This window comes from Streptomyces sp. NPDC004732 (assembly GCF_040609235.1).
GTDB lineage: Bacteria > Actinomycetota > Actinomycetes > Streptomycetales > Streptomycetaceae > Streptomyces.
Genome location: NZ_JBEXJR010000009.1, coordinates 363,125 through 376,962, shown reverse-complemented (window position 1 = coordinate 376,962; position 13,838 = coordinate 363,125). Strand labels below are relative to the sequence as shown.

The following is a 13,838-nucleotide window of genomic DNA, read 5'->3' as shown; positions in this document are numbered from 1 at the left end:
GGTCTCGGGGAATGGGATACCGGGTGGACGCTCCCCGCACGGGGATTACCCTGCGGGCATGACGTCGCTCTCTCCCGTCTCGCCCTACGACAACCTCTCGCCGGTCGCCCAGGCCGCCTACCGCGCCCGCGGCGCCGCCGCCACGCTCGCCCCACAGCCGCGCGCCGCCAAGGACGACGCGCTGCTCGCGATCGCCGACGCGCTCGAGGTGCGGACCGCCGAGATCGTCGAGGCCAACGGCAAGGACACGGAGCGCGCCCGCGAGGCCGGCACCAGTGAGTCGATCGTCGACCGGCTCACCCTCACCCCCGAGCGGGTCCGCGCCATCGCCGCCGACGTGCGCGACGTGGCCGCCCTGCCCGACCCGGTCGGCGAGGTCGTCCGCGGCTCGACGCTCCCCAACGGCATCGACCTGCGCCAGGTCCGCGTCCCCCTCGGCGTCGTCGGGATCATCTACGAGGCCCGCCCGAACGTCACCGTGGACGCGGCCGCCCTCTGTCTGAAGTCCGGCAACGCCGTCCTGCTGCGCGGCTCGTCCTCGGCGTACGCGTCGAACGCCGCCCTCGTGCGCGTCCTGCGCGACGCGGTGCACGGCGCGGGACTGCCCGCCGACGCCGTCCAGCTCGTCCCGGGCGAGAACCGCGACTCCGTGCGCGAGCTCATGCGCGCCCGCGGCCTCGTCGACGTCCTCATCCCGCGCGGCGGCGCCTCGCTGATCAGGACCGTCGTCGAGGAGTCCACCGTCCCCGTCATCGAGACCGGCACCGGCAACTGCCACGTGTACGTGGACGCCGAGGCCGACCTCGACATGGCCGTGGACATCCTGATCAACTCCAAGGCGCAGCGCCCCAGCGTCTGCAACGCCGCCGAGACCCTGCTCGTGCACCGGGACATCGCCGACGCGTTCCTGCCGCGCGCCCTGGACGCCCTCGCCGAGGCCGGTGTCACCGTCCACGCGGACGAGCGCGCCATCACCTACGCCGAGGGCAGCAAGGCCACGGTCGTCCCCGCGACCACCGAGGACTGGGAGACCGAGTACCTCTCGTACGACATCGCGGCCGCCGTCGTCGACACGCTGGAGCAGGCCGTCGAGCACATCCGGCTGTGGACGTCCGGGCACACCGAGGCCATCGTCACCACCTCGCAGCGGGCCGCCCGCCGCTTCACCCAGCTCGTGGACTCCACCACGGTCGCCGTGAACGCCTCGACGCGCTTCACCGACGGCGGCCAGTTCGGCTTCGGCGCCGAGATCGGCATCTCCACCCAGAAGCTGCACGCGCGCGGCCCGATGGGACTGCCCGAGCTGACCTCCACCAAGTACATCGTCACGGGCGACGGTCACATCCGCTGAATTCCCGTACCGTCTGCCCAAATTGCCCCTTCCGGGTCTAGGCTGGAGGGGTGCCGGAGGACGTGGGGGGCACGCCGTCTTTCCCTGACGGCTGGGAGCCCGACGACGACCGCGACCGCGGGGGTGCGGACGAAGAGTTCGCCTCCGTGGTCTTCGACGAGGACTTCGTGCGAGCCGCGGAGATCCATGAACCGACCGCCGTGGAGCGGCTGCTGGCAGCCGCCCAGGCGCGCGCCGAGGCCTCCGAGACGGAGGCCCGCCGGGCGCGCACCCGTGGCCGTGGCCACGACACGGCGGACGACGAGCTGTACGAGGACGGGTTCGGCCCCGACGACGGCGCCGAGTTCGGCCGCGACGACGACCTGGACGACGCCTACGAACACGACCCACCCGGGGGGTACGGCCGCCCGGGCCGCCACCCCGGCCAGGTCCGCTGGCATCGCCCCATAGCCTGGATGCTCGCCCTCCTGATGGGCATAGGCATGGTCGCCCTCGCCTTCACCGCCGTCTATCGGGGTGCCTCGTCGGGCGGCCAGGGCCAGGTGCCCGCGCCCGCCTCCACCGAGGTCGGGCAGAGCGCCGACAAGGAGGCGTCGCCCAGCCCCTCGGTCTCGGCCGAGTTCAGCCAGTCCGCCGTGCCCGCGGTGCCGCGCACGCCGTGAAGGATTGTCGGAACTTGTCGCGTACCAGGGCGTTTACCTGGGGGCCCGGAGACCTACCCTGAAGGTATGGGCGGGCCAGGAGATCCACCCGCGGGGACACCCGAGGGCGCTCCCAGCGGTGGCGAGGACGAGTATCGGTCGGTGGTCTTCGACGAGTCGTTCGTGCGGGCTGCCCGCCTCCAGGAGTTCTCCGCGCAGGAGCGCATGGGCGACCACACGCGCGCCGTGCGCCGCCGCCCCGGCCTCCACCGGACGCTCTCCCGGCAGCTGTTGATACTCGTCGTGCTGATAGCGGTCGCCTTCGGCACCGCGATCTACATGGGCCTGCGCAGTCCGTATCAGTCCCCGGCGGCCAAGCGCCCCGAACCGCTGCGCATGACGGTGACGCCCCTCGCACCGACGGGCCGCGTGCCCGGCTCCAGGAGCGTCTCCGACCTCTACGCGCACAGCCCGGCCGCGGAGCTCCGGGTGGGCGCCGGAGGCATCAACCTCCCGCCCGCGCGCCGCACTTCACACTTCTCGGACAGCCAGGTGATGGCGGCGCTGGTCACCGCCAAGGACTATCTGGTCGAGTCCGCGCTCGACCCGGACGTGCTCGTCGGCGGCTCACCGCGCGACGTGCGCCTCCTCATCGACCCCGAGCAGTACGCCCAGTTCGACCAGAGTCTCGCCCGCCCGGAGGCCGACGGGCGGCATGCGGCGACCGGCTGGCTCGTGCGGTTCGACCCGGCGCGCACCGCGCTCGCCGACAAGAGGGTCAGGACCGAGGGCACGCTGCGGATCGTCGAGACCGACAAGAACACCCTCGAGGTGACCTCGGACCACACGTTCGTCTACGCGCTGCGCGGGGCCCCGGACGCCGGGAGCGCCAAGGGCGCCGACGACGAGCAGGCGAAGGCGTCCCTGTTCACCGTCCGCCGCGAGCTGCACTTCCGCTTCGACCGCGACGACCTGCGGATGCACCGGGCCGAGCTGCTCAGCTCCGTCACCCAGGCGGGCCCGCTGGCCTGCGCCGCCGAGTCGGCGAGCCATCTGCGGCCGCTGCTCGCCGGGGAGAAGGCGAAGGCGGGCGGCCCGGCCGGTACCGATCCGTACGCGACCGGGGGCGCGACGCCGCTGTGCGGGTCGCTCGCGGCGTCGGCCCAGCCTTCGCTCTCCGCGTCCTGAGCCGGGTCCGTGCGGCTACGGCTGCTTGTCCTCCGGCGCGCTGCCGCCGTTGTCCTGGCCGCCCTGCCCGGTGAACCTGCCGCGCAGCTTGCCGCCCAGGTCGCCCGCGCCGCCCGCAAGGTCGTTGACCAGCTTCATCAGCGGGTCCTTGCTGCTGCGCATGTTGTCCGCGTACGACGACGCCGACTGCCGGAAGGAGTCGGAGACCGAGGTGTCCTTGTCCTCGTCGCGGCGGGGGTAGTGGCCGTCCATGATCCGCTGGAAGTCGCGCGATTCGGCCCACTTCTTCAGCTCGGCGGCGCGGACCGCGGCGAAGGGGTGCGTGCGCGGCAGGACGTTGAGGATCTTCAGCACGGAGTCGCGCAGGTCGCCCCCGGCCTCGTACTCCTCGGCCTGCTCCAGGAACGCGTCCACGTTCATCTCGTGCAGGTGGTTGCCGCCCGCGAGCTTCATCAGGCCGCGCATCGAGGCCTTCAGGTCCTGCCCGACCAGCAGGCCCGCCCGGTCCGCCGATAGCTCGGACTTGCGGAACCACTCGCGCAGCGCCGTCACGATCGCCATGATCGCGACGTTGCCGAGCGGGATCCACGCGACCTTGAGGGCGAGGTTCGTGAGGAACAGCAGGATCGTGCGGTATACGGAGTGGCCGGAGAGGGCGTGGCCCACCTCGTGGCCGACGACCGCCCGCATCTCCTCCTCGTCGAGCAGCTCGACCAGGCCCGTCGTCACGACGATGATCGGCTCGTCCAGGCCGATGCACATCGCGTTCGGATTCGGGTCCTGGTTGACGTACATCGGCGGGACCTTCTCCAGGTCCAGGATGTAACAGGCGTCCCGCAGCATGGTGTTGAGGTGCGTGAACTGCGCGTCGGACACGCGCACGGAGTCCGACAGGAACAGGAGCCTCAGGCTCCGCTCGGGGAGCAGGCCGCTGAGGGCCTTGAAGACCGTGTCGAAGCCGCTGAGCTTGCGCAGGGCCACCAGGGCCGAGCGGTCCGCCGGGTGCTCGTAGGCCCGCGACGAGATGCCGGGGAAGCGCCTGCGCTGTCGGCTCGGCACCCGCTCGTGGCCCTCGCCGTCCCCGTCGCGGTGGTTGTCGTCGGTCATGCCGCATCCCCCATGTCTCGTCCTCTCGTGCCCCCGAGGTGGGGCCAAGCCTAGGCGGAGATACCGTGACAGGGCAGCACACAGAAGGAGTCTTCCGTCATGGAGCACAACCCTGGGGCCGACTGGCTCACGGAGGCGGCCAAGGCCGCGCAGCAGCAGGGACCGGGCAATCTGCTGCGGATCGTGCTGATCGTCATGGTCGTCGGATGCGTACTGGTCGGCTGGTTCCTGTTGCGCGGTTACCGGCAGGGCAGCGGTACGGGTGCGGGTACGGGTACGGGTCCTGGCACCGGCAGCGACAAGAGCACCGACGAGGGTGCTGACAAGAGCGTCGACGAGGGTGCCGACAACCGCAACGGCTGAGTCGACGTAAGGCGGAAGGGGCCTCCCGCTTACGATGGGCCCGAAGTCTTTATGTCCATCCCACCTCCGGATAGGTCCTGCCTGAGATGAGCCTCCACAGCAACGCCGCCCAGCTGGTCACTCTCGCCTCCGAGGGCGGCGAGCACGGCGGCAACCACGAAAGCCTCAGCCCCCTCCTCACCGGTGGCGGCGCGTTCGTCATCCTCCTGGTGCTCCTGTGGATCACCACCCGCTTCAATCGGGACCGCTGAACGGGACCGCTGAAACAGAGCCCGTCCGCCGGGCCGGTAGGGTCTGCACGCATGGGAGAGCAGGACATGCCTACCGGTCCGGTGAGCAACGGCAAGCGCCGCCTGGGCGTCATGGGCGGAACGTTTGATCCGATCCACCACGGACACCTCGTGGCGGCCAGTGAGGTCGCGGCGCAATTCCACCTCGACGAGGTGGTGTTCGTGCCGACCGGCCAGCCGTGGCAGAAGAGCGACAAGCAGGTCTCGCCCGCCGAGGACCGCTATCTGATGACGGTCATCGCGACGGCGGAGAACCCGCAGTTCTCGGTCAGCCGCATCGACATCGACCGCGGCGGGGCCACCTACACGACGGACACGCTGCGCGATCTGCGTGCCCTCAACCCCGACACGGACCTCTTCTTCATCACGGGCGCCGACGCCCTCGGCCAGATCCTCACCTGGCGGGACACGGAAGAGCTGTTCTCCCTCGCGCACTTCATCGGGGTCACCCGGCCGGGCCACACGCTGGCCGACCCCGGACTGCCCAAGGGCGGCGTCTCCCTGGTGGAGGTGCCCGCCCTGGCCATCTCGTCCACGGACTGCCGCGCGCGGGTCGCCAAGGGAGACCCGGTCTGGTACCTGGTGCCCGACGGCGTGGTGCGTTATATCGACAAGCGCGAGCTGTACCGCGGCGAATGAGCCGAGAGGGGCACCGGTGAACGACCGACAGTACGACCCGTATGCGGGCAGCGACCCGTATGCGGGCGAGTACGCGGCTGATCAGTACCAGGTCGTCGGGTACGACGAGTACGGGCGGCCGGTGTACCAGCAGGTCCAGCCGACGCAGCCGCAGCCCCAGGTGCCTCAGCAGCAGACCCAGCAGCAGCACCAGCAGACCCAGCAGCACCAGGGGTACGGCTACGACCCGTACGCGGGCGGGCCGCAGCAGGGCGGACAGCAGCAGGGGTACGAGAACGGGACCTACGGCGCGTACGGCGGCGCCGGAACCTCGTACGACAACACCGGTGCCTCCTACGGTACGACCGCGGCCCAGGACACGGGATGGATCCCGCAGCAGCAGCAGCGGCCCGCGCCGGAGCCCCAGCCGGAAGCCGCGCCGGAGCCCCAGCAGCCGCCTCGGCGACAGCCGCCGCAGCCGCCGCAGCAGCCGGAGCCCGCGCGGCGTGCGCCGGAGCGCGGGGCGCGGCGTGAACAGCCGGGTGAGTACAAGACCGAGCAGTTCTCGTTCATCGAGGAGCCGGACGAGGAATCCGAAGACGTCATCGACTGGCTGAAGTTCACCGAGAGCCGGACCGAGCGGCGCGAGGAGGCCAAGCGGCGCGGGCGTTCCCGGGTCGTCGCGCTCGTCGTGGTCCTCGCCCTGGTGATCGCGGGCGGCGTCGGCTACCTGTGGTTCGCGGGCAAGCTGCCCGGCCAGTCCGACGACAAGGGCGGCGCGGCAGCCGCGACCGGACCGCAGAAGCGCGACGTGGTCGTCCTGCACCTGCACAACACCAAGGGCGGCGGGACCTCCACCGCGCTCCTGGTGAACAACGCCACCACGGAGCGGGGCGCCACCGTCCTGCTGCCGAACTCCCTCGCCGTCTCGGACGACGACGGCACGCCGACGACGCTCGGCAAGTCCGTCGACGACGACGGCTCGACCGGCACCCGCGACTCGATCGACACGGTGCTCGGCACCCAGGTCGAGGGCACCTGGCGGCTGGACACCCCGTACCTGAACAACCTCGTCGAGCTCGTCGGCAACATCGACGTCACCACGGACACCGACGTGCCCGACCCCAAGGCCAAGAAGGGCGAGGCGCCCCTCGTCAAGAAGGGCGAGCAGCAGACCCTGAGCGGGCCGATGGCCGTCGCGTACGCCACCTACCGCGCGGCCGGCGAGACGGAGGCCGACCAGCTCCAGCGCTTCGGCGCGGTCATGCAGGGCGTCCTGCGCAAGCTGTCGTCGGACCCGCAGGCGGCCACGACCACCGTGCAGTCGCTCGCCCAGATCCTCGATCCCTCCCTGGAGGAGAAGGACCTCGGCGCCTTCCTCGCCAAGCTCGCCGACCGCGCGAAGGGCGGCGACTACAAGACCACGCTGCTGCCGGTGCAGCAGAACGGCACGCTGACCGACGGCGCGGGCGAGGCCGTGGTCAAGGACGTCCTCGGCGGCGCGGTGAAGAGCCCGGAGAAGGACGCGGCCGTACGGGTCGGCGTCAAGAACGCCTCCGGGAAGAAGGCCGCGACCCAGGACGCCCGGGTCTCCCTGGTCAACGGCGGCTACACCTTCATCGACGGCGGCGCGGGCTCGGCGGCCCAGCCCGCATCGCAGGTCACCTACGCCGACGCGGACAAGAAGACGCAGGCCGCCGAGGTCGCCAAGACCCTGGGCCTGCCGGCGAGCGCGGTCCGCAAGGGGAAGACGGCAGCCAACGCCGACGTCTCCGTAGTGCTCGGACAGGACTACCGGACCGGGTGAGAGCGGTCGGCGCGGGCGGTGTCGAGCCGCCCGCGCCATGGCCGTGGAGGGCCCGCGCCGAGGCGGTGACGTAATCGTCTGGGGCGCTGTCGGCGGTCCGTGAGACCCTTGGGGTGTATCCACCAGCCGAAGGAAAGCTCACTAGTGACCGCCACGGACCGCTCCACCGAGCTCATCACTGTCGCCGCCCAGGCGGCTGCCGACAAGCTCGCGCACGACATCATCGCGTACGACGTCAGCGACGTGCTGTCGATCACGGACGCCTTCCTGCTCGCCTCCGCACCCAACGACCGCCAGGTCAAGTCGATCGTCGACGAGATCGAGGAGCAGCTGAACAAGCAGCTCGGCGCCAAGCCGGTCCGCCGCGAGGGAGACCGCGACGCCCGCTGGATCCTCCTCGACTACGTGGACATCGTGGTGCACGTCCAGCACAGCGAGGAGCGTGTCTTCTACGCGCTCGAGCGCCTGTGGAAGGACTGCCCCGAGATTGACCTGCCCGAGGACGCCAAGGCGACCCGCGGCAAGGCCGCCGAGCACGCCGAGCACCAGGCCGCGGAGGAGGCCGACCTGGACGGTGAGCTGCGGTGACCCACCGCGGCCCGCGGATCATCCTGTGGCGGCACGGCCAGACGGCGTGGAACCTGGAGCGGCGCTTCCAGGGCTCCACGGACATCGAGCTGACCGAGACGGGTGTCGCCCAGGCCAGGCGCGCCGCCCGGCTGCTCGCCTCCCTGAAGCCGGACGCCATAGTCGCCTCCGACCTCAAGCGCGCCGCGGCCACGGCTGCTGAGCTCTCCGCGATCACCGACCTCCCCGTCACGCACGAGGAGGCGCTCCAGGAGACGTATGCCGGTGCTTGGCAGGGTCTGACGCACGACGAGATCATCGCCCGCTTCGGCGATCAGTACGCCGCGTGGAAGCGCGGTGAGGCGGTGCGCCGCGGCGGCGGCGAGCTGGAGACCGAGGTCGCCGACCGGGCCGCTCCCGTCGTGCTGCGGCACGCCGAGAAGCTGCCCGAGGACGGCACGCTGGTGGTGGTCAGCCACGGCGGCACCATCCGCACGACGATCGGCCGTCTCCTCGGCCTCGAGCCCCACCACTGGGAGGGGCTCGGCGGTCTCACCAACTGCTGCTGGTCGGTCCTCGGACGGGGCGCGCGGGGCTGGCGCCTCCTTGAGCACAACGCGGGCACGCTGCCGGAACCGGTGCTCGGCGACGACGACTGAGCCTCCCGGTGGGCGCCCGGGGCCGGATTTCACATTCCGGCTGGTCGCAGGCTAAAGTTCTTCTTGTTCGCCCGCCGAGCGGGAAGAACGCAAGGGGCTATAGCTCAGTTGGTAGAGCGCCTGCATGGCATGCAGGAGGTCAGGAGTTCAATTCTCCTTAGCTCCACAGTCCCGGAAATCCCGTCCCCATCAGGGGGCGGGATTTTCTGTGCTGTCGGCCATTGCGCTGTCGGTCATTGAGCGGTGGGGGCTCCCGGGGCGTATTCATCAGGGAGTGCGCTCTCGGTGTGCGCCTGTGCGCGGACGGGGGTGGCCGCACCCGGCGCCGTGTCCGGACTGGTACGAATGCGTCGCTGACCGGCTCGCGCAGACCGTGGCAGAATCGGACGGCCGGAAGGGGACGCAACCCGACGGGAGGGAGAGAGCGATGCCTGCGAGCATCTTCGGAGAGGCCGACCGCCTCCCCGAAGCGGCGGCGGTACGTGCACGGCCCGCGCTCCGCACGCTCCTCGACTGCCCTTCCTGCGGCTCGTCCCACGTCGCCCAAGTACTCGGTGACAACGGCGGAGTCTCGTACGTGTGTACCGCCTGCGGCCACAGCTGGAGCTGATCGATGGGTGCGCACAGGCGGAAATGCGATTGGTGCGGCAGTGGTACGCCGATCGTCCGCGACATGGAACCGGTCAACCAGGAGTACCAGTACTGGTGCGAGGAATGCGCGCGGGCGCTGATCATAAAGGGCGACCCCATCGAGACGTACCGCGAGCTCGAAGGGGAGCCGATCTACGGTCGGTTGCTCGACGAGCACTGCACTCTCAAGCGGTTCTATTCGTTCGCAACCGCGTGAGAGCAGCCAGCAGGAACGTGAAAGCAGCCACTACGTAGAGGGCTGACAGCGTCATCTGGCCATAATTCTGGTCGAGTTCGAGCCGTCCCGCTCCATGCGGAACCCACCACAGGGCGTACGAGCAGAAGACCAGGTACGTGGCTCCGGCAGCCGCCCACTGCGCCCGCCCGCCCCTGCGCGCCGCCTCCGCCCCGAGGAGCAGCACCATCGGCACGCACCAGACCCAGTGGTGCGACCACGACACCGGGCTCACCAGGAGCGCCGTCGCGGCGCAGGCGAGCGCGGCCCAGGCCCGTTCCCCGCGCAGCGCGGCGGCCACCGCCACCGCGAGGCCGAGCGCGCCGGTGACGGCGGCGGCCAGGGCCCAGCGGGCGCCGGGCTCCCCGGTGTGCAGGAGCCGGGCGAGAACGCCGCGCAGCGACTGGTTCGCGGTGTCCTCGGCAAGCCCGACGCGGCCCGCCTCGAAGACCATCCGGGTCCAGAAGCGTTGTGAGTCGTACGGCAGGAGGGCGGCCGCGAGGAGCGTCGCCCCGGCGAACGACACCGCCGCCACGCACGCGTGCCGCACGGCCGGTCGCCACGGACCGCGCCGCACGGCCTCTGCGGCCCCCGTGAGCAGCAGGAACGCCGCGAAGAGCGCGGGGGTGAGCTTGATCGCCGCGGCGACGCCGATGCCCACGCCCGCCCAGCGGTGCCCGGGGCGCCGGGACAGGTCCCACAGGACGAGGACGGCGAGCAGCAGATTGACCTGCCCGTAGCGCAGCGTCGTCCACACCGGCTCGCACCAGACGGCGAGCGCGGACGCCCACAGAACGCTCTCCACGCGCGCGTGGCGCTCGCCGTGGATCATCCGCAAGGAGAGGTGCACGAAGACGATCAGGAGTGCCAGGTTCCCCAGCGTCGCGAGGGTGCGCATGGTCGCCGTGTCCAGCAGGGTGAGCGGCGTGAAGAGCAGCGCGGCGAACGGCGGGTAGGTGGTGGGCAGATGGGCCTCGGTGGTGCGCAGCGCGTAGAGGTCGCCGCCCGCGCGCACGGTCTCGCCCTCGGCCCGGTAGACCATCAGGTCGATCATGGAGACGTCGGCGGCACGCTGAGCGAGCCAGAAGGCCGTGAAGGAGAGCAGGCAGGCCCCGGCGGCCAGAGGCACGCGGCGGCGGGTGGCGGCGAGCGCGATCACGGTCACGAAGGCTGACAGTACCGGGCGTATCCACCCAGACCGGAAACGATTTGGTGGAGCACGGGTATGACCGTGTAATGTTGGCGAAGCCGCCGGGGGAACCGGGCGGACAAGCTAGGGGCTATAGCTCAGTTGGTAGAGCGCCTGCATGGCATGCAGGAGGTCAGGAGTTCAATTCTCCTTAGCTCCACAGGATATGAGAGGGCCACCCGATTCGGGTGGCCCTCTCTTTCTATGTCCTCACTGTCCTCGGCGTTCTCAGCGTCTCGGCGTTCTCACTGCCTTCCGCTGCCGAGCGCGCGGCGGCCGCGGCCCGGCGGGAGCGCGGCCTGCAGCGTCGTCCGGGACGGGGAGGCCCCCTTCGGTGCCTCCTCGATGCGCAGGGCGAGCGCGGGGCAGCGCCGCACCGCGCGTGTGGCGCGTGCTTCGGAGTAGCGCGGTACGGACGCTTCCGCGACCGAGGGGAAGCCGTCGGGCCCCAGCTGGATCAGCTCCGGAACGATGTCCGCGCAGAGGCCGTGGCCCTGGCAGAGCGTCCAGTCGACGGCCAGCTTGCGGCCACTGGGGGCCTCTGTCGGCGGTGTGTCCTCCTGGAGGGGGAGGACGCCCGCCACGGGGCGGCCGCAGCCGCCGCCCAGGACGTGCGCGGCGAGGTCGTCCGTGAACGCCGAGATCGACGACTCCAGGAAGGCCGCCGAGCCGTCCGGGTGCTTGCACGCGCCGCGTCGCTTCACGGCCCGGGTCACCTCGCGCAGCGCTTCGAGAGCAGTCGGGCCGCCGCCCTGGAGCACGTCGGCGAGGCCCCGGGCCGCCGCGGGGAGGCCGAGGTAGCAGGGGCCGCACTGCCCGCTGCTCTCGGCGGCCAGCCAGTGGGCGACCCGCAGCGACTCGCCCAGGGGGCAGGTGCCCTCGTCGATCGGCAGGATCGCGCCCGCGCCGAGCGCGCCTCCGCAGGCGTCCAGGGAGGCGCGGGAGACGACGGCGTCGTGTGCCGTCATCCCGTCGAGCCACCTGCCGTGATAGCCGCCCGTCAGCACGCCCTGGGGGAGCGCCGGTGCACCGGCGAGCTGCAGGACGTACTGCAGGGGCACTCCGGTGGGGACCTCGACGACCATCGGCCGGGCGACCGCTCCGGAGAGGGTCAGCAGGACCGTGCCGGGTTCGTCGCGCAGGCCGGTGCGGCAGTAGCGGTCGGCGCCGGTCCTGGCGGCGACGGCGAGCTGGGCGAAGGTCTCCGCGTTGGAGAGGAGGGTGGGGGCACCGCCCACTCCGGAGTCGGACGTCCGCACCTTGCGGCCCGGCGGCAGCGGGGGGCCGCCGTCCGCCGAGCGGACCAGGGCGGAGGACTCCCCGGTGACCATGCGTACCGGATTGCGCTGCACGCGCGCGCGGAGGGCCGATCCACGCCGGTTGCCGAGACCGCGCTCGGCCAGTGCGGTGCGCATCGAGGCCTCGGTCGAATCGCGGGTGACGCCGACGACCAGCGTGCGGGCCCCGATGGCCTCGGCGGCGAGGAGTGCGCCGTCGAGGATGAGGTGCGGCGCGCGGTTGATCAGGACGGTGTCCTTGCGGCAGGCGGGCTCGTCCTCGCTGCCGTTGACGACGACCACGGGGCGTACCCCGCGGCGTATCGCCGCGTCGGCGACGGCCCGCAGCTTCTGGGCGAAGGGGAAGCCCGCACCGCCCCGGCCCCGCAGCGCGATGTGCTCGGCGAGGCGGGCGAGCGGTTCGCCCGCCATCGGCTCCAGCGGGCCGTGCACCTTCAGGTGCATGCCGAGGTCGAGGCGTTCGACGAGGTCGAAGCCGGAGGTGAGCAGGGGCAGGCCGACGACGCGGACTTCGGGGACGTCGGGGAGCGAGGCGTTCACGGGTGGCCTCCGGTGGCGGCGTTCCAGGGCTCGCCCGTGCTGGGGGCCTGAAAGGGCCGGGGCAGCGGTTCGGTGGCGGGGCCGCTGTCGTACGCGGGATCGGGGAGCGGGTCGTACGCGGGGTCGAGGGGAGCGTCGTACGAGGCGTCGTAGACGGGCTGGGGCGCGGTGTCGTACGTCGGCTGGGGTGCGACGTACGGGGACTCCGCGGGTGGCGGCGGGGAGGGCGCGGGCCAGCGGCCGCCGGGCTCGGTGCGGGGCGGGGGGACTGTGGGCTGCGGGGGCTGCGGGGGCGCGGTGGGGGACAGCGCGCGGTAGGCCGCGGAGATGCCGACCACGGGGTCCGTGGCGGGGGTCGTGGCGTTCGTGCCGGGCAGCGGGGCGGAAACGGTGTCCCGCGCGGGAGGCTCCTCCCGGTGCGGGGTGCCGCGTTCCGGTTCGAGCAGGGCGAGGATGCGGGCGGCGACCTTCCGCTTCACCGGACGCGGTGCCGCGCGGAGCGCGACCGCCCCGGCGACCGCGACCAGGCACAGGGCGTACAGCGTGACCACCCAAGGCTTCGGCTCACGGCCCGCGTACAGGCCGTGGATCAGCGCCGAGCACCAGGCGGGATAGGAGAGCATGTGCAGCGCCCGCCAGCGCGACGCGATCCGCGCGGGGGAGGCGAAGGCGCTGCGCAGGGCGCCGGTGACGGCCGTGGTGATCATCAGGAGCCCGGCGAGCGAGCCGAGCCCGATGAGCCCGGCACTGCCCGAGACACCTAGCCCGAAGGGCATCAGGGCGCCGAACAACGACACGTGGTCGAGCGCGACCTTGACGGTGCCGTGCAGCAGCAGGAAGCCGACGGAGGCGATCGCGGTGGCTCGGTGCACGGCCTGGGCGAGCAGGCGCTGGCGCGAGTGGAGGAACAGGCGGTCGGTGGCGACCAGGCCCCAGACCACGGCCGCGGTCAGCGAGACCAGGGAGAGGACGCCGGAGGTGAAGTCGATGGCGTCCCGCAGTCCGTCGCTGCCCGCGAAGACGAGCAGGGGTATCAGGAGCAGCGCTCCGATGCTCAGGGCCTGGGGCGGCAGTGGTGGAGAGGGCGAGCGAGCGGAGGAACGGGACGGCGAACGGGGAGACGATCGGGTGCGGGAACGGCTCTTGCGGTGCGGGTGCAGAGGGTTCATGGGGGCGGCTCCGAAATGGTTCGGTCCCGCCGCATGCTAAGTCGCTCCATACCGGTGGGTACGGGGTTTGAGTTATTGCGTTGTTATCAAAGCGCGACACGATCTTGGTGTTGCCCCGATAGAGGGCGGTACGCGGAGTAACCCTTGGCCAACGCCTGAGGGTGGTGGTGCCCGGGCGGTGCGGCG

At 71.6% G+C, this 13,838-nt stretch carries 15 protein-coding genes and 2 tRNA genes; 13 read left to right on the top strand and 4 right to left on the bottom strand.

Annotated elements, in window-relative coordinates; genetic code table 11:
* The first annotated feature begins 58 nt into the window (after nt 1-58).
* From ABZV77_RS28335 to ABZV77_RS28325, 3 genes are all read left to right on the top strand, one after another.
* Complete coding sequence (locus ABZV77_RS28335; RefSeq protein WP_356262461.1) at nt 59-1,351, top strand: glutamate-5-semialdehyde dehydrogenase; 1,293 nt, start codon at nt 59-61, stop codon at nt 1,349-1,351.
* Between the two features lie 50 nt (nt 1,352-1,401).
* Nucleotides 1,402-2,013 carry a hypothetical protein gene (locus ABZV77_RS28330; protein WP_356262459.1) on the top strand — a complete coding sequence of 204 codons (612 nt, stop codon included), beginning with the start codon at nt 1,402-1,404 and terminating at the stop codon, nt 2,011-2,013.
* Nucleotides 2,014-2,079: 66 nt separating this feature from the next.
* Nucleotides 2,080-3,180 (top strand): hypothetical protein, encoded by a 1,101-nt coding sequence (locus tag ABZV77_RS28325; protein WP_356262457.1) that lies wholly within the window; start codon nt 2,080-2,082, stop codon nt 3,178-3,180.
* A 15-nt stretch (nt 3,181-3,195) separates the two neighbouring features.
* Here ABZV77_RS28325 and ABZV77_RS28320 read toward each other — a convergent pair whose 3' ends face one another.
* Nucleotides 3,196-4,287, bottom strand: coding sequence for a M48 family metallopeptidase (locus tag ABZV77_RS28320; RefSeq protein ID WP_356262455.1), 1,092 nt, complete (start codon nt 4,285-4,287; stop codon nt 3,196-3,198).
* A gap of 99 nt (nt 4,288-4,386) precedes the next feature.
* On the opposite strand from ABZV77_RS28320, the gene ABZV77_RS28315 reads away from it, so the two are divergent.
* The 9 genes from ABZV77_RS28315 (at nt 4,387) to ABZV77_RS28275 (ending at nt 9,438) form a co-directional block, all read left to right on the top strand.
* Nucleotides 4,387-4,650, top strand: coding sequence for a hypothetical protein (locus ABZV77_RS28315; RefSeq protein ID WP_356262739.1), 264 nt, complete (start codon nt 4,387-4,389; stop codon nt 4,648-4,650).
* A gap of 86 nt (nt 4,651-4,736) precedes the next feature.
* The gene (locus ABZV77_RS28310) at nt 4,737-4,901 is read left to right on the top strand and encodes a hypothetical protein (protein ID WP_356262453.1); all 165 of its coding nucleotides are present in this window, start codon (nt 4,737-4,739) and stop codon (nt 4,899-4,901) included.
* A gap of 51 nt (nt 4,902-4,952) precedes the next feature.
* Nucleotides 4,953-5,579, top strand: a complete 627-nt coding sequence (gene nadD, locus ABZV77_RS28305) for a nicotinate-nucleotide adenylyltransferase (RefSeq protein ID WP_356262450.1) — start codon at nt 4,953-4,955, stop codon at nt 5,577-5,579.
* Nucleotides 5,580-5,595: 16 nt separating this feature from the next.
* Nucleotides 5,596-7,365, top strand: a complete 1,770-nt coding sequence (locus tag ABZV77_RS28300; RefSeq protein ID WP_356262448.1) for an LCP family protein — start codon at nt 5,596-5,598, stop codon at nt 7,363-7,365.
* A gap of 144 nt (nt 7,366-7,509) precedes the next feature.
* Nucleotides 7,510-7,953, top strand: a complete 444-nt coding sequence (rsfS, locus tag ABZV77_RS28295) for a ribosome silencing factor (protein WP_356262446.1) — start codon at nt 7,510-7,512, stop codon at nt 7,951-7,953.
* Nucleotides 7,950-8,591, top strand: coding sequence for a histidine phosphatase family protein (locus tag ABZV77_RS28290; RefSeq protein ID WP_356262443.1), 642 nt, complete (start codon nt 7,950-7,952; stop codon nt 8,589-8,591). The genes rsfS and ABZV77_RS28290 overlap by 4 nt, the downstream gene beginning before the upstream one ends.
* 93 nt (nt 8,592-8,684) lie before the next feature.
* Nucleotides 8,685-8,757 (top strand) — tRNA-Ala (locus ABZV77_RS28285).
* 261 nt (nt 8,758-9,018) lie between these two features.
* Nucleotides 9,019-9,201: a hypothetical protein gene (locus ABZV77_RS28280; RefSeq protein WP_356262441.1), complete on the top strand. Its 183-nt coding sequence runs from the start codon at nt 9,019-9,021 to the stop codon at nt 9,199-9,201.
* Nucleotides 9,202-9,204: 3 nt separating this feature from the next.
* Nucleotides 9,205-9,438: a hypothetical protein gene (locus ABZV77_RS28275; RefSeq protein WP_306334254.1), complete on the top strand. Its 234-nt coding sequence runs from the start codon at nt 9,205-9,207 to the stop codon at nt 9,436-9,438.
* Here ABZV77_RS28275 and ABZV77_RS28270 read toward each other — a convergent pair.
* A complete protein-coding gene (locus ABZV77_RS28270; RefSeq protein ID WP_356262438.1) occupies nt 9,407-10,621 on the bottom strand; it encodes a glycosyltransferase 87 family protein in 1,215 nt (404 codons plus the stop codon). The two genes, ABZV77_RS28275 and ABZV77_RS28270, sit on opposite strands and share 32 nt — an antisense overlap.
* 111 nt (nt 10,622-10,732) lie before the next feature.
* Here ABZV77_RS28270 and ABZV77_RS28265 point away from each other — a divergent pair.
* Nucleotides 10,733-10,805 (top strand) — tRNA-Ala (locus ABZV77_RS28265).
* Nucleotides 10,806-10,890: 85 nt separating this feature from the next.
* On the opposite strand, the gene ABZV77_RS28260 is transcribed toward ABZV77_RS28265, so the two are convergent.
* Both ABZV77_RS28260 and ABZV77_RS28255 read right to left on the bottom strand, forming a co-directional pair.
* On the bottom strand, nt 10,891-12,483 hold the full coding sequence (locus ABZV77_RS28260) for an NADH-ubiquinone oxidoreductase-F iron-sulfur binding region domain-containing protein (RefSeq protein WP_356262435.1): 1,593 nt from the start codon (nt 12,481-12,483) through the stop codon (nt 10,891-10,893).
* Nucleotides 12,480-13,652, bottom strand: a complete 1,173-nt coding sequence (locus tag ABZV77_RS28255) for a cytochrome b/b6 domain-containing protein (RefSeq protein ID WP_356262433.1) — start codon at nt 13,650-13,652, stop codon at nt 12,480-12,482. Before ABZV77_RS28255 ends, ABZV77_RS28260 begins: the two co-directional genes overlap by 4 nt.
* Nucleotides 13,653-13,838: the final 186 nt, after the last annotated feature.

Coding starts and splice junctions, on each gene's coding strand:
- ABZV77_RS28335 (WP_356262461.1), top strand. CDS start 59: ATGACGTCGCTCTCTCCCGTCTCGCCCTACGACAACCTCTCGCCGGTC.
- ABZV77_RS28325 (WP_356262457.1), top strand. CDS start 2,080: ATGGGCGGGCCAGGAGATCCACCCGCGGGGACACCCGAGGGCGCTCCC.
- ABZV77_RS28320 (WP_356262455.1), bottom strand. CDS start 4,287: ATGACCGACGACAACCACCGCGACGGGGACGGCGAGGGCCACGAGCGG.
- ABZV77_RS28315 (WP_356262739.1), top strand. CDS start 4,387: ATGGAGCACAACCCTGGGGCCGACTGGCTCACGGAGGCGGCCAAGGCC.
- ABZV77_RS28310 (WP_356262453.1), top strand. CDS start 4,737: ATGAGCCTCCACAGCAACGCCGCCCAGCTGGTCACTCTCGCCTCCGAG.
- nadD (WP_356262450.1), top strand. CDS start 4,953: ATGGGAGAGCAGGACATGCCTACCGGTCCGGTGAGCAACGGCAAGCGC.
- ABZV77_RS28280 (WP_356262441.1), top strand. CDS start 9,019: ATGCCTGCGAGCATCTTCGGAGAGGCCGACCGCCTCCCCGAAGCGGCG.
- ABZV77_RS28275 (WP_306334254.1), top strand. CDS start 9,205: ATGGGTGCGCACAGGCGGAAATGCGATTGGTGCGGCAGTGGTACGCCG.
- ABZV77_RS28255 (WP_356262433.1), bottom strand. CDS start 13,652: ATGAACCCTCTGCACCCGCACCGCAAGAGCCGTTCCCGCACCCGATCG.